Annotated in this window: 14 protein-coding genes; 12 read left to right on the forward strand and 2 right to left on the reverse strand. The window is 50.6% G+C overall.

Going from position 1 to position 22,393, the window contains the following annotated elements; translation table 11 throughout:
• Positions 1–14 precede the first annotated feature (14 nt).
• Positions 15–1,151, forward strand: coding sequence for an efflux RND transporter periplasmic adaptor subunit (locus tag HF324_RS07355; RefSeq protein ID WP_168810940.1), 1,137 nt, complete (start codon positions 15–17; stop codon positions 1,149–1,151).
• A 29-nt stretch (positions 1,152–1,180) separates the two neighbouring features.
• Positions 1,181–4,363: an efflux RND transporter permease subunit gene (locus HF324_RS07360; protein ID WP_168810941.1), complete on the forward strand. Its 3,183-nt coding sequence runs from the start codon at positions 1,181–1,183 to the stop codon at positions 4,361–4,363.
• 66 nt (positions 4,364–4,429) lie between these two features.
• Here HF324_RS07360 and HF324_RS07365 read toward each other — a convergent pair whose 3' ends face one another.
• Both HF324_RS07365 and HF324_RS07370 read right to left on the reverse strand, forming a co-directional pair.
• Positions 4,430–4,813, reverse strand: a complete 384-nt coding sequence (locus HF324_RS07365; RefSeq protein ID WP_168810943.1) for an SdpI family protein — start codon at positions 4,811–4,813, stop codon at positions 4,430–4,432.
• Between the two features lie 101 nt (positions 4,814–4,914).
• Positions 4,915–7,623 (reverse strand): AsmA-like C-terminal region-containing protein, encoded by a 2,709-nt coding sequence (locus tag HF324_RS07370; RefSeq protein WP_168862205.1) that lies wholly within the window; start codon positions 7,621–7,623, stop codon positions 4,915–4,917.
• Positions 7,624–7,753: 130 nt separating this feature from the next.
• On the opposite strand from HF324_RS07370, the gene HF324_RS07375 reads away from it, so the two are divergent.
• From HF324_RS07375 to HF324_RS07420, 10 genes are all read left to right on the forward strand, one after another.
• A complete protein-coding gene (locus HF324_RS07375; RefSeq protein ID WP_168810946.1) occupies positions 7,754–8,353 on the forward strand; it encodes a TrmH family RNA methyltransferase in 600 nt (199 codons plus the stop codon).
• A 301-nt stretch (positions 8,354–8,654) separates the two neighbouring features.
• Entirely contained in the window at positions 8,655–9,053 is a 399-nt protein-coding gene (locus tag HF324_RS07380) for a hypothetical protein (RefSeq protein ID WP_168810948.1), read from the forward strand.
• Between the two features lie 39 nt (positions 9,054–9,092).
• The gene (locus HF324_RS07385; RefSeq protein ID WP_168810950.1) at positions 9,093–9,629 is read left to right on the forward strand and encodes a hypothetical protein; all 537 of its coding nucleotides are present in this window, start codon (positions 9,093–9,095) and stop codon (positions 9,627–9,629) included.
• Between the two features lie 59 nt (positions 9,630–9,688).
• Positions 9,689–10,030, forward strand: coding sequence for a hypothetical protein (locus HF324_RS07390; protein ID WP_168810952.1), 342 nt, complete (start codon positions 9,689–9,691; stop codon positions 10,028–10,030).
• Between the two features lie 319 nt (positions 10,031–10,349).
• Entirely contained in the window at positions 10,350–10,544 is a 195-nt protein-coding gene (locus HF324_RS07395; protein ID WP_168862206.1) for a hypothetical protein, read from the forward strand.
• Between the two features lie 273 nt (positions 10,545–10,817).
• Positions 10,818–13,262, forward strand: a complete 2,445-nt coding sequence (locus tag HF324_RS07400; RefSeq protein WP_168862207.1) for a hypothetical protein — start codon at positions 10,818–10,820, stop codon at positions 13,260–13,262.
• 6 nt (positions 13,263–13,268) lie between these two features.
• A complete protein-coding gene (locus HF324_RS07405; protein ID WP_168810956.1) occupies positions 13,269–14,372 on the forward strand; it encodes a DUF928 domain-containing protein in 1,104 nt (367 codons plus the stop codon).
• Between the two features lie 10 nt (positions 14,373–14,382).
• Positions 14,383–14,907, forward strand: coding sequence for a hypothetical protein (locus HF324_RS07410; protein WP_168810958.1), 525 nt, complete (start codon positions 14,383–14,385; stop codon positions 14,905–14,907).
• Positions 14,904–21,563, forward strand: a complete 6,660-nt coding sequence (locus HF324_RS07415; protein ID WP_168862208.1) for a PA14 domain-containing protein — start codon at positions 14,904–14,906, stop codon at positions 21,561–21,563. The genes HF324_RS07410 and HF324_RS07415 overlap by 4 nt, the downstream gene beginning before the upstream one ends.
• 21 nt (positions 21,564–21,584) lie before the next feature.
• A complete protein-coding gene (locus tag HF324_RS07420) occupies positions 21,585–22,373 on the forward strand; it encodes a hypothetical protein (protein WP_168862209.1) in 789 nt (262 codons plus the stop codon).
• Positions 22,374–22,393 lie beyond the last annotated feature (20 nt).

Consider the following 22,393-nt stretch of genomic DNA (forward strand, 5'->3'; position numbering starts at 1 on the left):
TAACCGGATCGGATATGAAAAAAATGAACCACTTTGTCTTAATCAGCGCTACCGGCCTGTTGGGCTTCGCCGCCTGTAAAGGGCCAGCCCAGAAAGGAGCGCCAGCCATGCCCCCTACATCGGTTAATATTACGGAGGCATCCGAAGCGCCGGCCGTTTATTATGATAAATTCCCCGCTACCGTCACCGCACTGAATAATGTAGAGCTGCGTTCCCAGGTAGCCGGTTTTATCACCGGTATCTTCTTTAAGGATGGTGAAGTTGTGCAGCAAGGAAAACCCCTGTATGAAATAGACCGCCGCAAATACCAGGCTGCCTATCTTCAGGCAGAAGCCAATATCGCCAGCGCGAGGGCTAACTACAACAGGGCCAAAAAAGATGACGAACGTTATAAGCGTCTTGCCGAGCAGGATGCGGTAGCCCGTCAGATCCTGGACAATGCAGAAGCTTCCCTGGAAACTACCCGCAGCGCCCTGGCAGCGGCAGAAGCCAACCTGGCGGCTGTTCGCACCGATCTGGACTATTCCCTCGTGAAAGCGCCGTTCACCGGCCGCATCGGTATCTCCCAGGTAAGGCTGGGCGCCCAGGTAAGCCCCGGCACTACGCTGCTGAATACCATCTCCAGCGAAAACCCTATCGCAGTGGATTTTGTGATCAACGAAACAGACCTCTCCCGCTTCGCTGCCCTGCAGGGTAAAAGCATCGGCGCCGGCGACTCCACTTTCCGCCTGCAGCTGCCCGATGGTTCCATGTACCAGCACGGCGGCCGTATACTGGCCATCGACAGGGGCGTGGACAACCAGACCGCTACCGTAAAGGTGAGGATCGAATTCTCCAATCCTGAAAATCAGCTGAAAGACGGGATGAGCTGCGTACTGCAGGTACTCAACGAGCAGTCCGGCCACCGCCTGCTGCTGCCTTATAAAGCCGTTACCGAACAAATGGGTGAATACTTCGTGTTCGTGGCAAAAGACACTATCGCCATACAGAAAAAAGTACACCTCGGGCCGAAGATCGCTGACAAGATCGTGATCATGGACGGTATCCAGGCCGGCGATAAAGTGATCACCGAAGGTTTCCAGCGTCTGCGCGACAGCGGCCGGATACAGATAGGAATGCCTCCCGCACAGGGCGCGCCGCAGAAGAAATAGTTTATTAGTAGAATCAACAGCAGAAACTCATGATTGCAGATACTTTTATAAAAAGGCCGGTGACCGCAATAGTGATCTCTATTGTACTGGTGCTGGTAGGGATACTGGCGATGATGACCCTGCCCATAGGGCAGTACCCGGAGATCTCGCCTCCTACCGTACAGGTAACCGGTAACTATACCGGCGCGGACGCGCAGACGGTAGAACAAACGGTGGCCACACCCGTGGAGGTGCAGGTAAACGGTACCCCCGGCATGACCTACATCTCCACCAACAACACCAGCAGCGGTCAGATGAGCATGACGGTCAACTTTGAAGTAGGTACCGATATCAACATCGCCGCCCTGGACGTGCAGAACCGTGTAGGTATTGCGCAGCCCACCCTGCCGCAGGAAGTACAGCGTTTAGGTCTTACCGTTAGAAAGCGTAACCCCAGCATCCTGATGCTGGTGGCCCTGTACTCACCCAAAGGCACACACGATATTACCTTCCTCGACAACTACACCAACGTGTATGTAAAAGACGCGTTGCTGCGTGCCAAAGGGGTGGGTGATATCTTCACCCGTGCGGACGACTTCAGTATGCGTGTCTGGCTGAAGCCGGACAAGCTGGCGCAGATGGGCGTTACCGCCGAAGACATCCGCGCGGCACTGGCCGAACAGAACGCGCAGATCACCGCCGGCTCGGTAGGTGCGCCGCCGCAACAGACGGGACAGACTTTCGAGTACAATATCTTTACCAAAGGCCGTCTGACCACGCCGGAAGAATTTGGCAATATCATTGTCAAAACCCGCCCGAACGACGGTTCCCTCGTATACCTGAAAGACGTGGCCCGCATTCAGCTGGGCAAGTTCAACTACGCCGGTAACAACTATGTGGACGGTAAACGCGCCGCCTACCTCCTGGTATACCAGGCGCCCGGCAGCAACGCGCTGGAAACAGCAGCCAACGTGACCGAGGCCATGGAACAGCTGAAGAAACAGTTCCCCAACGATGTGGATTACGTAGTGCCGTTCGAGTCAGTGTCTGTAGTGAAAGTATCCATCGAGGAAGTGTTGCATACCCTGGTAGAAGCGCTGATACTGGTGGTGATCGTGGTGTTCCTGTTCCTGCAGAGCTGGAGAGCGACGCTCATCCCGATCCTGGCGATCCCGGTGTCTATCATCGCCACGTTTATCTTCTTTATCCCGCTGGGCTTTACCATCAATACCCTGACGCTGTTCGGCTTCGTGCTGGCCATCGGTATCGTGGTGGACGACGCCATTGTGGTGGTGGAGGCGGTGCAGCATAATATTGACCACGAGAAGATGTCGCCGAAAGACGCTACCATACAGGCGATGAAAGAGATCTCCGGACCGGTGATCGCCATCGCGCTGATCCTGGCGGCGGTATTCGTACCGGTGGGCTTTATCCCCGGTATCGTAGGGCGGCTGTACCAGCAGTTTGCGATCACTATCGCCATATCCGTACTCATCTCCGCTTTCGTGGCGTTATCGCTCACACCGGCGCTGTGTATGCTGCTGCTGAAACCCATGCACCTGGATAAAGACTCCAAAGGGCTCAACAAGTTCTTCTATAAATTCAACCGCTGGTTTGGCCATACCACTTCCCGCTACTCCATGGGAGTGAAAAAGAGCATCCGGTATGCCCGTTTCGCGCTCATTATCCTGCTGTGCATCTTCGTAGGTACGTTGATGTTATTTAAAGCCAAACCGACCGGCTTTATCCCCACAGAAGACGAGGGCCGTCTGATCATCACCTTCGACCTGCCGGAGTCCTCTTCCACAGAGCGTACGGTAGCCGTGATGAGCCAGATGATGAAGGACCTCGACGAGATGCCGGGCATCAATCACTATGCAGCGCTGGGTGGCCTGAACGCGGTGAACTTCTCCACCAAATCCAACAGTGCCACTATCTTCTGTTCCCTGAAACCATGGAGCGAGCGTAAGCCCGATTCTCTCCAGATCTTCGGGATGGTAGCAGCGGTGCAGAAAAAACTCAGTAAATACAAAGAAGCCAATGTGGTGGTGATCCCGCCGCCGGCGATCCCCGGTCTGGGCCAGACGGCCGGTTTCTCCTTTGTATTGCAGCAGCGCGGAAGCGGCGATATCAAAGCTTTCGAAGGCGTGTTGCAGCAGTTCCTCGGAGCTATCAACAAACGGCCGGAGATAGCGCGCGCCTTCTCCTTCTTCACGGCACGTACGCCTGGTTACCAGCTGGACATCGACCGCGAAAAAGCCAAGAAGATGGGCGTAAAAATTTCCGACATCGCCACCGCTTTACAGACGTATATGGGTAGTGCTTATATCAACGACTTTACCGTATATGGCCGTAACTTCCGTGTGGTAACACAGGCGGACTCCTCGTATCGCGGAGATATTAAAAATCTCGGTCAGTTCTATGTGCGCAACAGTGCCGGTACCATGGTGCCGCTGAGTGCACTCACTTCCTACAAAGTGATAGAGAACGCGCCGGTGATCTCCCACTATAACCTGTTCCGTTCCGCGGAAATCAACGGTAACCCTGCTCCCGGCTACAGTAGCGGCGACGCTATCAATGCGCTGAAAGAGGTGGCGGCGCAGGTGCTGCCGGAAGGTTACGGGTATGAATTCTCCGGCCTGAGCCGCGAGGAGATATTGTCCGGTTCTAAAACCGTATATATCTTCGCGTTATCCATCATCTTCGTGTTCCTGTTCCTGGCAGCGCTGTACGAGAGCTGGTCTGTACCGTTCTCCGTGCTGCTGGCGGTGCCTATCGGCGCCTTCGGGGCTATCACGGTGCTCACGTTCCTGCCTAAACTGAGTAATAACGTTTACGCGCAGATTGGTTTGATCACGCTCATCGGTCTGTCGGCCAAAAACGCCATCCTGATCGTGGAGTTTGCCAAAGAACGTGTGGACAGGGGGATGGACCTGGTGACCGCCGCCGTGGAAGCTGCCAAGCTGCGTCTGCGTCCGATCATCATGACCTCGCTGGCGTTCCTGCTGGGTATCATGCCGCTGGTGGTATCGTCCGGCGCCGGCGCCGAAGCCCGTAAAACCATGGGCTGGACCGTACTGGGCGGTATGTTCACCGCCACGTTCCTTGCCATCTTCATTGTACCGGTACTGTATGTGGTCATCACCCGGCTGGCATATGGTAAAGAGAAACTGCGGAAGATGAAAGAGAATTACCAGGCAGTGCCCGAACATGATATTCAGGGCAAACTGTAAGTAGTAAGTACATCATGTGGCCCTCATTGATTTTATATCAATGGGGGCTTTTTTTATGGGGTGTTATCAGAGGTTATCGTTGTCCTCCGGAGATTCGGGTTCTATCTGCTGCAGCTGCCATTCGGTATAACCTACCATGTACATGGCGCCTGTTACTACGGCGCCTACGGTGATGTACCAGAACCAGTCGGTCTGGCTGTCGAAGAAGAGGGCGCAGGCGAGGCCGGTAGGAATCAGGATGATGCCGATGCGCCGGGAGATGTAAGCGGCGTGCTGATTGGCGGCCTGCCACATTTCCGGGCTGCGGGACGCCAGGGCACTACGATAGCCGTACCATGATTTAATGCTCTTAGGAGGGTAACGCCGGATAAAATACCCCATGAAGACGAAGATTATCCCTGCGAAAATAGCTGCATTACAATAGGTGGAATGCAAGAAATTCATGAACATGGGAGAGGGGTTTGGTTACTATAAGTTACGAAAAAATAATGGGTACATAAAAAAAGCTCCTGAGCATATCAGGAGCTTTTTTATGATAATGGGTCAGATGATTAATGTTTGGTGGAATCGGCGGCCGGTTTTTTCTTGCCGAACAGGCCGTTGAGCGTGTTCTTCACGGATTCACCGGCTTGTTTGCCTACGTTTTCCAGTGGTTTGCCACCGGTTTGCGCAGCGGAATCTTTCTTGCCGCCCAACTGGTTCTTCAGCTCGTTTTTCAGTGCGTTGACAGCATTGTTTTTGATCTGGTTCACAGAGTCGCGCACCACGTTTTTCACGGTATCTATTTTGTTTTTCACCAGTTCAGTGGCCTGGTTTTTCAGGTTGTTGGCGCTCTCTTTCAGGTCTGTTTTAAGGCTCGGTTTCATGATGTTGCCGGCCATGAGCACCTGCAGGTGTACGCTGTCGCCCAGGTTGACCGGGATGCCTTTGTTCTGCGCCTGTGATACGAGGTTGTTCACCAGGTTGTTGCCGGCGGAGCCCATCAGGCTGCGGGGCACGGCCAGTTGCAGTGTATAGTCCAGCGACTGGTCAAAGCCGTGAGAGCCGGCGATGTTCATGGAGACGCCGTTGACAGCTACTTTGAACGGGTTCACTTTTACGCGGCCGTTTTCGAAGGCGAAATAGTTTTTGATATCGCGCAGGGAGATGTCTTTCAGCTGGGAGATATTGAGCGTATTGGCCAGTTGGTCTACCGGTGCGAACTGTTTCAGGAAGCCTTGTATTAGCAGCAGGTTACCGTCGCCGGTGAGGGTATTGAGTTCCGGGCTCATGTCTTTGCCCAGTTTGCCGTGCATTTTCAGCTGCGACGTGATTTTGCCGGACAGGAACTTGCCGATGGGCATCAGTTTTTGTACGGTATTGAAGGTGTTGAAAGTCTGTTGTACGTCCAGGTTCTGCACATCGTAGGCAATGTTGATGTCCGGGTTGGTTTTGCTGTTTTTGGTGCTGTAGCTGCCGTTGATTTCCATGGTGCCTTGCAGGGCGTTGGCTTTCAGTTGCTGCATGGTCACGGTTTCATCTTTCACGAGCAGGGCGCCGGTAACGTTTTCGAGCACTGCTTTATCATACAGTACTTTGCCAACGGCGGTTTGCAGGGTGATGTTCAGGTTGCCCGGAACGGCAAACGGCGTCATGGCAGCGGTATCTGCTTTAGCGGGAGCGGCTGTTTTGCTGTCTGCCGGGGTGCTGGCGGAGCCCATGAATTTATTCACATTCACCTGGTCGGCTTTGAAGTTGAGCTTACCATCAAGGGGAGCGTTTTTAAACGTATAGGCGAGCAGGTTATTCACTTCTCCGTTGGCTTCGAAGTTGGTACCCAGGTATTGGCCGCTGAGGTCTTTTACGGTCACATTTTTGGGGTTGAACTGAAGGGAGAGATTTTTTACGTTCACGCCATCGGGATAGTCTTTGCTTTTGTACAGCATATTGCTGAGTTGCAGGGTACCGGCGGCGTAGAAGCGGTCGTACTGTTGTTTTTCGATGGCGCTCATATTGCCTTTGGCGGAGATATCTGCGTCGAGGAGGCCGTTGAGGGTGGTGCCGGCGTCCAGTTTCACGAACTGGGTGACTTTGGAGAGGTCTATTTTACCTTTTGCGGCGCCGTCCACGTACATGTCGGACACCGGTGTTTTCACCAGCAGTCGGAGGTCCAGCGGGGTGTTATCCATTTCCAGGTGCGCGGTAGGCATATTTACTACGGTATGGTCAGGCACGCCGTCGGGATTGCTCACTTTCATGGCGATCTGGATATTTTTCACCGGTTTGGGCAGGTCGGGGTACTGGAAGAAGCCATCTTTCACGTTCAGGTCCAGACCGAAGGCCGGCATTTGTACCGGGGAGTAGTTGCCTTTTACGTATCCGCCGAAAGCGGCGCTGCCGCTGGTTTTAATTTTATCGAAATCGGCTTTGTAGATGGCCGGGACGAGAGACAGTATATCCTTGAAGTTGGTGGAAGGGGCTTTGAAGCTGAGGTCCATGCCGTAGGTGGAGTCGTTTACCAGCTTAAAGAAGCCCTGCAAAGCTACCTCGAGGCTGTTGAGCGCAGCTTTGCCTTCTTTCAGTGTATACGTGCTCGTGGTATTATCTATCTGGATATCCGCGTCCAGTTTGGTCTTTACGCTGTTGAGATAGGGGATAGGGCCGTAACGGAAGGTGATGCCGTCTGCCTCGGTGCTGGTGGACAGGGTGAACTGGTCCTGTGTGAAATCGCCTTTGCCCTGGTGGGTGAGGCCATCGATGATCAGCTGCATATTGCCTTGCTGATCGTCGTAGTTGATCAGTGCATCTTCAATTTTATATTGCTGGAGGCTCAGGGCGAAGGTGGTTTTGCCGGTATCCGCCGGGCTGGCCTGTGTGGTGTCTGGTTTGGTAATGTTCCAGTTGGCGGCGCCGTTTTTATGAACAACGGCGTATATCCGTGGGTTGATGAGGGCCACGTTATAGATGTCCATTTTACCGCCTTTGATGACGCTCATCAGGTTGAGGGCTACGTCAATCTGCTTTACCGCCAAGAGGGTATCTCCTTCAAATTCGCCGGTACCGGTTACCCGGAGCTCGTCCAGTCCTACGGCCAGCCGTGGGAAATGCCGGAACAGGCTGATATCCACGTCTTTAAAGTCGACCTTGGCTGTCAGGTGTTTATTGAGTTCTGTTTTTACTTTGGCGATGATCTTATCCTTAAAGAAATAAGGAATGGCGATAGCCGCCAGAATAAGTACTACCAGTGTAACCGCTACAATCTTCAGGATTTTTTTGAGCATAGGTTATCTTTTGAATTTTATGAATGTGAAGGTAGTTTTTTCCGGGAAAGGAGCAAAGCGTTCCGGGGAGAACCTGGCAGCTTCCTGCCATTTTTACTATTTTTGCGGTATTCGTGAAAATATCAGACGTATGACACCAGAAAGGAAGGAGCGGTTACTGACCACCCTGAACAGGCGGCAGGCCAATTTAACCGTTGTATTGGAAGATGTGCAGGACCCGCATAACGTTTCTGCCGTATTACGTACCTGCGATGCCGTAGGTATCCAGGATGTGTATGTGATCAGTACCATGGCGCCGCGCCGGAAGAAATGGGGGCACAGAAGCAGCAGCAGCGCGGCTATGTGGCTGACCATCCACCAGTTTGACAATGTAGAGGAATGCATGGCCGCGCTGCGGGCAAAATACGACAAGATCTTTACCACGCATCTCTCCACAGATGCCATCAGCCTGTATGATATCGACTTCACCGGCTCGGTGGCGCTGGTATTCGGTAATGAACAGATGGGCGTCAGTGAAAAGATCAGGTCACTTTCCGACGGCAACTTCATCATCCCGCAGATGGGTATTATCAAGTCGCTGAATATATCCGTCGCCTGCGCCGTGAGCATCTATGAAGCCATGCGCCAGAAGACGCTGGCAGGGCATTATGATAAGCCCGGCTTACCCCCTGATCAATACAATACCCTGCTGGAACAGTGGGGATATCCGATACACGAGGAGGGGGAATAACCCCTCCTTTTTTATTTTGATGTATCTTTAGGTGGATGCCTGTACCGTGTGAGTGTTGTTAACTTTTATTCCCGTGAGAAAATATTTTATCCTGGCAGCCTTTGTTTTGATGCTTCAGTTGTCCTGTCAACAACGGGGAGCTGTTCGTGCGCCCGAAAAAGGAAGAAGTAGCGACGCCGGTTTATAATAGAACTGCGGTCTTTTGATCCATTGCTTTTTCAGCGTATAACATATCGATGGACGGGCGTATTCAGCGTGAAAGGTTGGATAGTGTTTTGTTGCGGCAGCTTAAATTTTAAATATGAGTACTTACTATTTGAAGTGTTTTAATGGAAATGTCTTTTTCGATGCCACTATTCGTTCAGAAAGGAATGGCAGAAAAGTAGTCTTTGTATTAGAGACTGACCGTATTTATTTTACCGCTGAAGACCACTTTCCGTTCTTAGCATTGCAAAAAATACGATTATACCTGGAAGACCATGGGGTGAAACTTCTATGCAACGGGGCAAGGATTGATGTATACCCTTCCGGATTTTTCATGGAAAGCTTTAAGGCGTACAGGCTGGTTATAGATAAGGCCGCAGCAAAGGAGGATCTCGTTAATATTTTGGATGCGACAGATGAATTGGAGAGAATAGGAACTGTATCTGATCAGGAAGCGTATTGGCAAAAGTGGTTAAACAGAAGTAAGGAGCGTTAGAGCGTTGACCATAGTTGTAAACAAGTAACAAGTATACAAATGAATGAAGAAAAGCTGGTTCAAGAGGAGATTAATCAGATAAAAGATAAAACAACAGAATTATATAGCTATTTGAAGAATCTCTACTATTCAAACCGTATAAAAAATATAGCTGTTATAGAGAAAGCCCTGGCCTCCTATTTGAATGACAAACGTTCCGATATAAAGCGCATTGCTATCTACGGTTTGCTGTTCGGATTGAAAATTCGACATGAAAAGTATAGATCGATAGCGCTTCGATTCATTAATGATCCCAATGGTGACTTAGACTTGAGACTGTTTAGTTTGTCCGGTTTGTCGCAAGCTTACATGGGTACTTCGGATGTTGAGCTTTTAAAGCTGTTTTATTCACTTTATAATCATGATGAAGATGATAGTATCAGAGCGACTTGTTTTGCAGGAATGTTAAGGATATTGGGCTTAAGTACGGTGGAGATTACGAGGATAAATGGGAGTGTGATTATTATAGAGGATGATATACAAACGGAGGTTTTTGCCCGTCAGCTTGGTGAGATTAGAGCGATCATTTCAGCATAGCAAGCGGTTGGTATCCGTCATAAAGTAGATCTTCACCACCTTATTAAAAATGAATCGTCATGGGAGCTTTTAACATGTTGTTGTTAAATAACTACTTATGCTGTCCTGCCTGTAAAACAATCCAGAACTGGACCATTCAGTTTAAATACGGCCTTTGCCGGCAGCTGGAGTATAGACTGTTTGATGCCGTGGAATGGGCAGGATACATGGATACGGGCGATGCTGCCGCGAAAATTGTGCTGGTGGAAGGTATTGCAGAAAATGATTGCAGCAGTTGTGGACAGGAAGTATATGCCAGGATATTTGTGGATGATAACAAGATAGTGGCGGCCAGCCTGGTTGTAAAGCCCATCTGTTTTACAGCTGGTGATGATGGTGATTATATCATCATCAATAAATAATTGAAAATTTTTTCATAAATATTTTGTAATCTGGAAATTATTGTATCTTTATTGCGACCTTGAATTTGTAACCTAATAAATTACCTATACCAGAATAATGTATTGTTAACTTCTTGCGATGGTTCGTTATGCAGGAAAATCCAATCAAAATGAATTGAATTGAATTGTATGTATACAGTAATCCTGTATCCATCATAGCTAGTCTGTGAAATTAAATGTTATCGTTATTTAGTCGTGTCTGGCCTGAAAGCCAGCCTGGCCGGTCGTTTCATTCCGTTAGTGACAACGGATGAATGCCTGGTGTAAATATCCATGTACCATGAAATATGTTATACTCTGTTTGTTTGCCCTACTGACGCTGTGCCAGGTAAGAGGCCAGTCGAGCCTGATGGTGAAACGTGATACTGTCGCTGTCCGCAATGCAGAATTGCTTATTCAAAATAGCACCCGGTCTGTGCCCGGTGTACTGTTTAATAACGGCAATGGTTATACGGAATTTAAAAATCAGACTTAGTAGCAACAAATCCGCTATACCCGACAACCTCGTGATTCCCGCAAACGGTAAGATCAACATTTGTATTTTATGCGAAAAATGTGTCTTCCTGCGCGGGTCTCGCATCCGCTATTATTATCGAAGAATATGTAAACTGACAATAATGCCGTGCCCGGTGAGAGCTACCGGGCATGGCATTGCAACCAAACAGAAAATTTTACTCCCGGCAGGAAGAAGAGAATGCCCCGTACCCTATGGTTTGCATTTGTCTGTTCTGTTTAACGCTATACCATCATGAAATCGCTATTTTCTGTTCTATTGTTAATGCTGATGTTACGGGCGACGCTGTTGGCCCAGTCGCCTGCTGATAAAAAAGACGTTCCGCCCAAACACCTCAAAACGGTGCTTCCGGCTGCAGCACCGCTGTTGCAGGGGCCTATGATCAATGCGATCAACAGCAGGGCGTCCGGCGCCGCTGTTAAAGACGTCGGGCCAGCACTGCTTCCTGTGGCGAAGCAGGACTTTTATGCCTATGTAAAACAACTTTACGGGGATAAACAACTGCAACAGGTGCAAAAAGGGTTCGGGCTGCTGAAAGATACCGCCCGGATCGGCCGGTACCTGGATGAAAAACTCCGCGGGTTCTATGCCTTGAAAGGTAACACCGATGTTGCAGGTTTTTTGAAAGCCGGCGCTTATAGTAATCGCTTCAAAGGCGCGGCTGCGGAAGCTTTTACGGACAACGCCGCCGGCGCGCTCATGCCGGCAGTCATCAATGCCCGCATACAGGATAATGTGACCCTGGGAAATATCCCGGTGAACCTGCAGTTCACCCACATCGCAGGTCAGTCTTTTATCGATCGGGATGCGCTTAACAATGCTCTCGGTAAAGTATCCTTTGACAAAGAAGCCTACATCGAGCGGATGAACCAATATGTGAATAAAGCTTTTGATCTTAATAAATACTTTCTGCAGGACATTGACGTGAGAGCTGCATTTAAAGATTATGCAGACAAGAAGCTGCAGAAGGTGGGAGAAGACATGTCCCGGCTGGTCGCCGACAAAGGGCAGCAGCTCACGGCGCTCAGTAACCTGATATCTCCGGAGCAGCTGATTTATCTCGATAGTAACCAGATTAAAAACCTTGTACTCGATATCCCTGGTTTCCAGGTGGAAGAAGCCCGGTTGCTGAGCGATTTGCCCGACAGTGCACTTTCCCCAAAAACAGCGATGGCACGCCGCTATCTGCATAAATTATGGGAGCTGAAGTCTACCCTGTCACAAGGGCTGACGGCACAGCAAACACTGGCGACGCAAACGGCCGTGGAAAACAGCATCCGGAAAGGGCTAAACAATAACGACAGCAAAGTAAGAAACATAAAAGAGTTGCTGCCGCTCAATTTTCTGCAACGCCTGCTGCTACAAGCCAAAAGCTTGCAGGCAGGTAAAATCGCTGCCGGCGAGAAAGGAAGCGTGGTAAAAGACCTCTTTATGAGTGGCGCCGCAGGTAGCTTTCTCAACGACGATAAGTTTATGATGCTTGGCGCCGGTGTACGCAACGACGCCGCAGATATCAAAAATATAGGCCTGAACGAAGGTGTAGACCCGTCTTCCTTCTCCATGCAGTTCCTGCAACTGGGTAAAGGCGACGTGTCGGGGCCGCACAGCCACATCGGTATCGTGAATGCCAATAGTCGTGCAGCTTCCGGGCATCAGCTCAACCCCAATACCCTCGCCCGCAACGTCTTCGTCGGAGCGGTATCAGAGCAGGTAAGCCTCGGGGAATATGGTACTATCGCTGCGGAAATTTCCAAGTCAAACAGCGAATACAGGAATGCCGCTGCCGGCAACGACTACGCGCTTACCTCCAAAGCCGCTGCTTTTACATTGTTCAACGATTTCTGGCAGACAATCTCGGTAGGGCTGGACTATACCGGCACCGTAAAGTCGCTGGACCTCTCCCAGCGTGCCTATATCAGTTATTCGGGTCTTGGCTACAGCAACCCCGCTGCGCCTGGATCTGCCAGGGGAACGGTGCGTTATGGCCTCAACCTGCGGCGCTCATGGAATAAACGCCGCGTTACGGTAGGCTTCCGCGCAGATTTACAGGATATGCGCATGTCGGCGCTGACCAACAGCCACTGGAAAAACAGCGCCTATACCATGGATGCCCGCGTGAAAGTGAAAAAGAACTTCTCCCTTTCCACACGTATAGGTCAGTCCGTTATGAAGGGTATCAGCGATAAGATGGACCAGCCGGGATATGTGAACAGGCATATCAGCCTTTCTTCCCAATACAGCGGAAAACTCTGGTCATTGCCGCAAAGCAACAACGTCACTTTCAGCCTGCAACAGATGGATATCCTGCCGGTGAAAAGCCTGTTGGTGAACCTGAATGTCAACCAGAGCTTCATCATTAATGCCAACATGCTGACAGTTAGCTTGATGTATAATAAAGATGTAAAAGGACAGGCGCTGTATGGCGACCTGCTGACGGCGGAAACAGGATGGAGTTACACGGTGTTGAAGAAACTGGCCTGCACCAGCGGTATCACCTATCTGAACAACAAAACGGTGGTGGAACAGGCCGGCGTTAAACAGAGCGTCGGCACAGAGCTGTTGCCCAGGCTGAATGTAAACCTGTACCTCGATTGCCGGAAGAACATCGTCAACACCACTCAAAACTATCTCTTTGGAAATTTCAGCACACAGCTGATGATACATTACTTATTGAACTGACAGGTTATGAGAAAATTCTGTATTGGATTGTTACTGATGATACTGCTGGGGCAGATACAGGCGAAGGCCCAGGTGTCCTTTGCCTTTATGCCGGAAGTGCAGGGAAGGACGCTGGACGGCCTTTTACAGGTACGGGTAGGCGGACAGGCTGCCGGGGGACAGGACGTAGTACTGACGATAACAGTAACGGCTAAACCAGTAGGTACCGTGGTGTCCATCAAAACACCCGCTTTCCGGCTCATGCCAGGACTGAATGCCCTGCCACCAGGGCTGCTGTCCGGCGCCGATATCCGCTTCGGCAACAACCGCATTGCCGATATGTGCCGGCAGTCGGGATATTTCACGGAAGCGGAATATGAATACTGTTTTGAAATAGCGGATGCCGGCAAAGGAAATAGCGCGCCGGTGCTGGGAGAACAGTGTTTCGACTATATGCTGCAGCCTTTCTCGCCGCTTATCCTGGCGGCTCCGGCCGATGAAGACGTTATCTGCGACAAACGTCCCACGTTTTTCTGGCAGCCGCTGCTGCCAGCCGTCCCGGGTATGCAGTACCGCCTTATCCTGAGCGAAGTGAAACCCGGTCAGGCGAAAGCAGAGGCACTGCGTTACAACATGCCACTGATCAACCAGCAGTTTATCAACATGCCTATGTTGTTTTTTCCGCCAGCTGCAAGAGAATTAAATGAAGGCAAAGAATATATCTGGCAGGTGACAGCCTACAGGGGAGATATGCTGCTGGCCACTTCTGAAATGTGGACGTTCCGGGTGAACTGCACGGACAGTTCGGAGAGCCGGTCAGCGGGGAGCTACCGTGATATCGAAGACCTGGCGCTGGGCAATTTCTATCTAGCCAAAGGAACATTGCGTTTTGCGGTGCGCAATACGTATGGGCCGGCCAACCTGTCCTATACGATCAGTGGCATTACTGATCCTTCGGCGCGCATCCGCAAGTTGCCCGCTATCCGGCTAAAGCACGGCAGTAATCATATCCTCATCGATCTATCTGATAACCGTGGCTTCAAAGATGGTCACTATTACCAGCTGGAACTGAAGCTGCCCGATGGCGGTGAACGTAAGCTGAGGTTTATCTATAAACAGGAAACGGAATAAACGGCTGCATATGAAAAAAAGAATGATCATCATCACGCTGTTGATCGCAGGCTGCGGCAACAGTAACCGGCAACAGCTGCAAACGATGATGCAGGATACCAACACCGGACTGGTGACCGAAAAAAACATAGGCGGCACTGTAGTCACCTGTACTTATCTGCCGCGTTGCTGGGACCACCCCGGTACGCCGGAAGTTGCTGAAGCGGATAGTGAGCTGTCGTTTAAGGTCCATATCCGTGCTGATAAACCGGGTATGAAAGAGAAGAGCGCACAGCAGGCAGCCAACTACGGACTGGAAGAAGTTTTTCAGCTGGTAGCCGATGAAGATACTTTGTCGCCGGTGATCGCGCAACGTATCGCCAACGGTAATATGGGCGGTGTCGAATACCTGGTTACCTGGCAGCGACCGGCGCTGGAAAAGAAGCGGACCGCCGCCCTGATATTTAAAGACCAGGTGTTCACTACCACGCGATTGGTCTTCCCCCTGAAAATAAATTCATTGTTACAATCAGACTCTCTAAGCTGCAGGCTATGATGATAAAAAATATCAAAGTAAAAAGAGCGCTGGCGTTGTTTTTCCTTTCGCTGATAGTGATGGAAACCGTACTGCCTTTAAGAGCGCTGGCATTAACATCCGGACCGGTACAGCCGGAGCATACCCAGTTTTCTCCCTATGGCGCCAACGATATGGTGGACCTGTTCACCGGAGGATTTAAATACAATATCCCGCTGCTGGATGTGGACGGATATCCTATTAACCTCAATTATGTCTCCGGCGCCGGTATGGACGATGAAGCCAGCTGGGTGGGCCTTGGCTGGAACCTCAACGTGGGCGCTATTAACCGCCAGTTGCGCGGTTTGCCGGATGATATGGGAGGAGACCAGATCATGACAGAACACTATACCAAACCCAAGATTTCCTACGGCGGCAGAGGTACCGTCAGAATGGAAGTGTTTGGCGGTAACATCATTAAACTGGGAGGCTCTGTCTCCGTAGGTGTTTTCAGTGACAACTACCTGGGCATGGGAGCGGAATTTGGCGCCAATGCCGGGCTGGGTCTGCAGCTGATGAACTCGGGAATGCTGAGTGGCGGCCTGAATATGAATGTGGGCGTAAACTCGAATACCAACAGCGGCGTATCTACTGAAACAGGGTTGTCGCTTGATGCCAATTTCCTGAAAGGTTATCGTGGTAATATCTCTGTAGGATATTCTGCCAGTTTAAGTTACAACACCCGTGAAGGTATTAAGGAGCTGACGTTGGGTACTTCCTTTACGGTTGGTAAGAATGATTTCGGGCCGAAGCGTATATACGGTTACAATACGCCGCCTTTCAATCCTAAAGTGAACATTGGATATAAGTCTACCAACGGTTCTTTCTCGCTGGATTTTGGTCCTAATGGCTGGGGTATCTTCAGTGGCTTCGGTCTTACGGGGTATAAAACCAAATCGGAAGTCCTGGATGCCGTTAAGAAAACGAAAGCCTATGGTTTTCTGTATGCCGACAAGGGTACGAATGTACAGGAGGCAGTAATGGATTTTCAGCGGGAGAAAGAAAACCCGGTGATCCCTAACCTGCCTAATCTGCCGTTGCCTATTGCTACGCCGGACGTGTTTTCCTACACCAACCAGGCCGGCAGCGGCCAGTTCAGGCTGAACAGGGGCAACGCCGGTGTGATGTTTGACAACTATGCCACAGACGTTGCCAGCAATAATTCTCTGTCCATGGAATACGGCGCCGGCGCTTATTTCCACGGCGGTATCGCATTCTATGATCAGCAGATCACCAATACTACCAGCAAATGGAAAAGAGACAACGCTTTCCTGCCGGTATCTGACTATAAGCTCACCGGCACCGATTCCACCGAAGAACAGGCCTATTTCAAAGTGATGGGTGAACAGACAGCTGAAGATGCCGGGTTTACTGCTAAAATAAAAGGCAGCGAGGTGGTTTCCGTTCCGTTGAGGAACAGGACGGCGTTAGGACAGCTGAAAGATAAACAGGGCAATGCAACGCCTGTCAGCGGAGAGCTGAAGAAGACCGGTCGTCAGATGCGTAATACCGTTGTGAGTTATATGACGGCGGGAGAGCTCAGCCGGACAAAGAACCGGCCTTCCTTACAGTCTTTCCCCTTATTAACGCCTTCATCGGGCATACCGTCTTGCGGGCCAACGAACCCTGTGAACATGTCCCGGGTGATAGGTTACCGCAAGCCCCATCATATCGGAGAGATCACGGTAACGGAGCCGGACGGGAAACGGGCTGTATATGGTGTGCCGGTATACAATATAAGACAAGACGAATATACGTTTGCCGTAAACCCGCAAAACAAACCGGATACCGGGATAAGCCTTATCCCGGTGGAAATGGACGGAGAAAATGGCTTTAAACATAATTATGGCCGGGATTACTTCTACCAGCGCGACAGCCAGCCGGCTTATGCCGCCTCTTATCTGCTGACGCAGCTGCTGAGCCCTGATTATGTGGACCTGAATAACGATGGTATTACGCCGGACGATCCGGGTACGGCCATCAAGTTCAACTATTCCAGGTTGCCAGACACCTATAAGTGGAGAACACCGGTGGAAGCTGGTAAGGCGCAATACAGCCGCGGGCAGCAGGCTGACGGCGCCGATGATAAAGGCAATGTTGTATACGGAGAGAAAGAAATATGGTACCTGCACTCCATCGAAACTAAAACCAAGATCGTTTATTTTTTTACGGAGAACAGGGACGACGCCAGGGGCGTTGCTAATCTGTATGGTACAAGGAATGATGCCAATGCCCAGCAGCGACGGCTCTCCGAGATCCGCCTGTATTCCAAAAGCGACCCGTTAACGCCGATTAAAACGGTGGTGTTGCGATATAACTACAATTTATGTCCGCAGGCGCCCAACAATGTCAACGGCGGCGGAAAGCTCACGCTGGATTCATTGTATTTCACGTACAATAACTCCACCCGCGGAAAACACCATCCGTACGTCTTCGAATATCACAATGTTTCCGGCTATAAAAACATGTCTTCCGACCGTTGGGGTAATTTCAAAGCGAAGCATGATAACGCGTCTTTTGGTTTCGAGAATATGTTCAACGATGAATTCCCGTATGCCGTGCAGAACCCCGTAATTGCTAACAGAAATGCAAACGGATGGAACCTGAAGAAGGTTAAACTGCCCACCGGCGGAGAAATAGAAGTGGACTATGAGGCAGGAGATTATGCCTATGTGCAGGACCGGCCGGCCATGGTCATGAACGGAATAAAAAACCTGATTACAGACAGCACCGGCACAACCACCAGCGATCTGGCGCTGGCTCACGGCTTCAGGGTAGATGCGCCCGGACCATTGCGGGGCGATAATGATGCCGCTATCTTGCGGAATTTCGTAGCCGACTATATGGGGGGCCGCAATGATCTTTATGCACGGCTGTATGTCAATGTCACGGACCATCCGGCTACGGGTGGAAAAGAAGACTTCGATTTCGTCTCGTGTTATGCGGAAGTGACAAAAATCAGGGACAATCATGACGGTACCTACAATATTCTCTTTAAAGACAGGACAGAGGGACGGGTGACGGTAAACCCGTTTACCATGGCTGCCTGGCAGAAGATGAAGCTGGAATATCCGATGTATGCCTATCCGGGGTATAAAAACCGTATATCCCAGGACGTAGGTATCGAGGAAGCACTGTCCGCCCTGGTGAGCGCTATCGGCAACCTGGCGGAGCTGCGTCAGAACTTCTATGAACGTGCCATGCGGAAACGATTTGCCTCCAAAGTGGATCTCAGCAAGAGTTTTGTCCGGATGGCCAAAGGCAATGGTATTAAGCTCGGCGGCGCCGCACGCGTGAAAAGGGTGCGTATCAGAGATAACTGGTCTCTCCTGACAGGGACCGCTGCTCCTTCCGCCACCTATGGACAGCAGTATGAATACCGTATCACAGAAAACGGTAAGACCATCAGCAGCGGTGTGGCGGCCTATGAGCCCTACACCGGCGCTGATGAAAATCCTATGCGCATGCCTGTGCCTTACAGCCAGGAGTCGAAAGGGGCCCTCACCAACTATTTCTATTTGGAAGAGCCCTTTGGAGAGTCGTTGTTCCCTTCGCCGCAGGTGGGCTATCGCAACGTGGTGGTGCGCCAGCTGGATGCTAACGGAGATGCTGATCCAAAGGCGCTCACCGGATGGACGCAGCACGAGTTTTACACGGCAAAAGATTTTCCTGTGATCGTGGAGGCGGATGCCAAACCCGATGCCAGACGTCATGGTCCTTCCGGATGGGCATCGTTTACCGGCGGTTCGCAGGTATATGAACTGGCGATGTCACAAGGGTATGTGGTATGGTTGAATGATATGCATGGTAAGCCCAAGGCGGAAAGAATTTTTAATCAGTCGGGTGCCGAGATATCTTCCAATGTTATCTATTATAAAACATCCCCGCTGGACGGTGGTAAGCTGCGGCTCAACAGTACCGTGGCCACCATCAACGAAAACGGGGTGATCAACCAGGAGGAAATGCTGGGCCGTGAGATAGAAATGATGACCGATATGCGGGAACAGGAGAGTATCGACCAGGGGACTTCTATCCACCTGGGGTTAGATATCATTCCCTTTATCTGGTTCCCATTGCCCATACCGCACTGGCCACGCAAGGAAAACGATAACTATAAATTGTTCCGTTCTGCGTCTACCTTAAAAACGATCCAGCAAACTGCGATCGTAGACCGTGTAGTCAAGACCGTAAATGGCTCTTCTGTGACATCTGCTAACCTGGTGTTTGACCGGAATACCGGCGAACCGGTGGTGACCAGTACCACCAATGAGTTCGGTGATCCTGTGTACAGTGTTAATATGCCTGCCTATTGGGTGTATAACAAGATGGGTGGCGCCTATCGCAACATTCAGACGTTGTTGTTCATGGGCACAGATGCCAATGGTGTGATCACTTCCAATAAGGCCTACTTTACTGCCGGTGATGAACTGTTTGCGCAGGTGAGCGGCCAGCGGTTGTGGGTGATCCATTCGCCTGTGCAGAATGGCTCAGATAAGCAGTTCCGGTTGATCAATGATGCCGGGCAGGTAGTGAAAAACTACAGTGGCAAAGTACGGATACTGCGTTCGGGTTACCGTAACCAGACAGCGGCTACCACAGCTACTTTATTATGTTTAAAAAATCCTGTGGCAGGCAATAGACTGGGTGTACTGACCAGTACCTCCAATGCGGCGAATGTGTACCAGGTGCTCGATGCCAAAACCGTATTGTTTGAAGAAGAATGGAATGCGCCTGTTTGTTGCCCGGGAGGATATGTTCCCAGTCCGGATGGGACGGCCTGTATCAAGCTGCTGGATGAAAACCCGAATGATACGCTGAAGCTGGAGTGTATGGCATCTTCTACGAGCAATGGTTCGGAAGGGGCAACCTTTAAGTTAGTTAACGGGCAGTGGACCGCCGGGAAGAAAAACCAATTTTGGGGAGGTGACTGTGGCGGATTAGGTTTGATGAAAACCGCCACCGCTCAACCCATCATTGCTCCGCTTGCCGCGAGTGGCGATTGTCAGGCAACTGTTTGCGGACGCCTGAATGCAACCAGCGTTTGGCTGAAAGGGGCGGAGTACGCCCTGCATGACACCTGGCTGGGAATCGAGACCTGCGTGACAGTCCCTGAATCCAAAACATATGCGATTGGCTATGGTGTAGACAACCTGATGCGGCTGTATGTGGATGGCGTGCTGACCATCGATAGGGGTTCCAATCCTGTAGCAGAAGACTACAGATATTGGCATGTGGTACCTGTAACCCTGTCCGCAGGTTCTCATGCTTTGAAAGTCGTTTTTAACAATACGAATAACGGGAGTTCCGACTACGGTGATGCACATTTGGGAGTGGAACTCTATAACGCTACACCCGATGAGTTGTACGGTATGGAGCGCTATCTTGCTGAAACAAAAATATTGTTTAACACCAAACAGCTGACACAAGGAAAACCTTACAATTCTTTTATCAGTAACCCCGACGGAAGTATCCGGGAGATGCGTTATTCCTGTAACGGCGCATACCTGACACTGGATTGTTCCAAACAATATCCTTTTTCCTGTGATGTGGTTACTGCCATCAACCCGTACCTGTTTGGCATATTGGGCAACTGGCGGCCTTCAGAAGAGAAGGCTTACCTGGTGAACCGGGAAGACCAGCAAATATTTGCCAACCAGGGAGGAGGCTTAAATCTCCGTACCAGCGGCTACTATAGAGATTTTATGCCTTACTGGTTTTATGGTGCAGGCAGTCCATGGAGTGCATGGACGCAGTTAACCTCCCGATGGACCAGCAGCCGTTATGTGACCGCGTACGATAAATACGGGCAGGAGCTGGAGAATAAAGACGCGCTGTTACGCTACAGCAGCGTGTTATACGGCTATGATGGCGCGGTGCCACTGGCGGTGGCCAGCAACGCCCGCAAACGCGAAATTTTCTATGATGGTTTTGAAGATCATCAGTTCTACTATCTCTGTTATGCCAGCCCCGGCTGTAATAAGGATAGCTTTAGCCTGCGGAATACCGGCGCTACTATCGTGAGCAATGAGTCGCATACCGGGTTGTTTTCCATGCAATTGGACAAGCCGTTGATACTGACCGCGAAAGTGCACCAGGTAGAAAAGAAACCGGGTTACGGTAACTACACTGCCCTGGATGGCCTGGGTCAATATATACGCAAGCCTGGCCCGGGTTTGTATGAAGATGGTTTCCAACCGGGGCCCGGCGGGAAGTATATACTTTCTGTATGGGTAAAGGACAAGGCGGCCCCTGCCAGCAATCCTAATATAACTGTCACAGTTGCCGGAATAAATTATCAAACCAATGTTCCCCTGGCGAAAAAGGCAGTGGTGGAAGGCTGGAAACTGATGGAGGGTACGATCAATGTCGAAAGCACGGCGACGCAGTTGCAACTCAATATTTCAGGCGCCACTAACCTGTTGATAGACGATATCCGCATCTTCCCGGACAACGGCAACATCAAAACTTTCGCTTATGATAACAAAGCGCTGAAGCTGGCAGCCGAAATGGATGAAAACAATTACGCCACTTTTTATGAATACGATGAAGAAGGAACGCTGGTGCGGGTGAAGAAAGAAACAGAAAGAGGCATTATGACACTGAAAGAAACCAGATCAGCTTTCAGAAAAGCGAATTAATAAAAAGGAAATTATCAGGATATGAAAAAGATCTTGTTGTTGGTTAAAACTTTTCTCCCGTTGACCCTCATGGCTGGTGTAGTCATAGCGGTGGCTTCTTCACCGGTATTTGAACAGGCGCCGAAAGCGCCGGCGGATAATACGGCCGTGTGGACAGAATATCATTTTTCGCAGGAAGAAAAAGCGATAATGACCTCCGTGTTTAACCTGTATGCCCATATAGACACCTGCCGTAGGTTGTTCATGAGCGGCAGCATCCGTGCTATGGACCCGGCAGACAGTACCGCTGACATGCACCAGTCTTTCCGCTTTTGCCGTAACGGTGATGAGTTGTACTACCAGCTGGGAGATGTGGAGATGGTGTCGCTGAAAGACCGGTTCATTACCATCAGCCATCAGGCGGAAAAGATCATTGTGTCTCCGCCGAAGAAGCTGGTAGCGCCTTTTCAGCTGCCTGTAGATACACTGATGAAAATCTGGGAAAGTGAAAACTACCGGGTAACGGGCAGTGTCAGCGGACAGGACTCCGTGGTGAGCTTGCGTTGCGCCAATCACGCTTCCTGCAAGGAGTACCGGTTTGTATTCGATCCTTCCGCTGTATCGCTCCGGGAGCTTTATATGCGAATGACTAACCTGGACGATCCGCTGAATGAGGAGATGGACCGGGAGATGCGTATCACGCTGGATACCTGGAAAGAGGGGTATGTTCCCGACGGGTTGTTGCAGGCACATACTTACCTGGGGGGGAATAAGTCTTCCCTGCAGCCGGCCGGTGATTACCGTCATTATGAATTGATCAATAAGCTTTAATTGTTAATCCGAAGATATGT

The organism is Chitinophaga oryzae (assembly GCF_012516375.2).
Taxonomy (GTDB): Bacteria; Bacteroidota; Bacteroidia; order Chitinophagales; family Chitinophagaceae; genus Chitinophaga; species Chitinophaga oryzae.

Excerpts from the sequence above, each read along its gene's own strand:
- HF324_RS07385 (WP_168810950.1), top strand. The coding sequence starts at position 9,093 with ATGAATGAAGAAAAGCTGGTTCAAGAGGAGATTAATCAGATAAAAGAT.
- HF324_RS07400 (WP_168862207.1), top strand. The coding sequence starts at position 10,818 with ATGAAATCGCTATTTTCTGTTCTATTGTTAATGCTGATGTTACGGGCG.
- HF324_RS07365 (WP_168810943.1), bottom strand. The coding sequence starts at position 4,813 with ATGTTCATGAATTTCTTGCATTCCACCTATTGTAATGCAGCTATTTTC.
- HF324_RS07355 (WP_168810940.1), top strand. The coding sequence starts at position 15 with ATGAAAAAAATGAACCACTTTGTCTTAATCAGCGCTACCGGCCTGTTG.
- HF324_RS07395 (WP_168862206.1), top strand. The coding sequence starts at position 10,350 with ATGAAATATGTTATACTCTGTTTGTTTGCCCTACTGACGCTGTGCCAG.
- HF324_RS07360 (WP_168810941.1), top strand. The coding sequence starts at position 1,181 with ATGATTGCAGATACTTTTATAAAAAGGCCGGTGACCGCAATAGTGATC.
- HF324_RS07415 (WP_168862208.1), top strand. The coding sequence starts at position 14,904 with ATGATGATAAAAAATATCAAAGTAAAAAGAGCGCTGGCGTTGTTTTTC.
- HF324_RS07380 (WP_168810948.1), top strand. The coding sequence starts at position 8,655 with ATGAGTACTTACTATTTGAAGTGTTTTAATGGAAATGTCTTTTTCGAT.
- HF324_RS07375 (WP_168810946.1), top strand. The coding sequence starts at position 7,754 with ATGACACCAGAAAGGAAGGAGCGGTTACTGACCACCCTGAACAGGCGG.
- HF324_RS07420 (WP_168862209.1), top strand. The coding sequence starts at position 21,585 with ATGAAAAAGATCTTGTTGTTGGTTAAAACTTTTCTCCCGTTGACCCTC.
- HF324_RS07370 (WP_168862205.1), bottom strand. The coding sequence starts at position 7,623 with ATGCTCAAAAAAATCCTGAAGATTGTAGCGGTTACACTGGTAGTACTT.
- HF324_RS07405 (WP_168810956.1), top strand. The coding sequence starts at position 13,269 with ATGAGAAAATTCTGTATTGGATTGTTACTGATGATACTGCTGGGGCAG.
- HF324_RS07390 (WP_168810952.1), top strand. The coding sequence starts at position 9,689 with ATGGGAGCTTTTAACATGTTGTTGTTAAATAACTACTTATGCTGTCCT.
- HF324_RS07410 (WP_168810958.1), top strand. The coding sequence starts at position 14,383 with ATGAAAAAAAGAATGATCATCATCACGCTGTTGATCGCAGGCTGCGGC.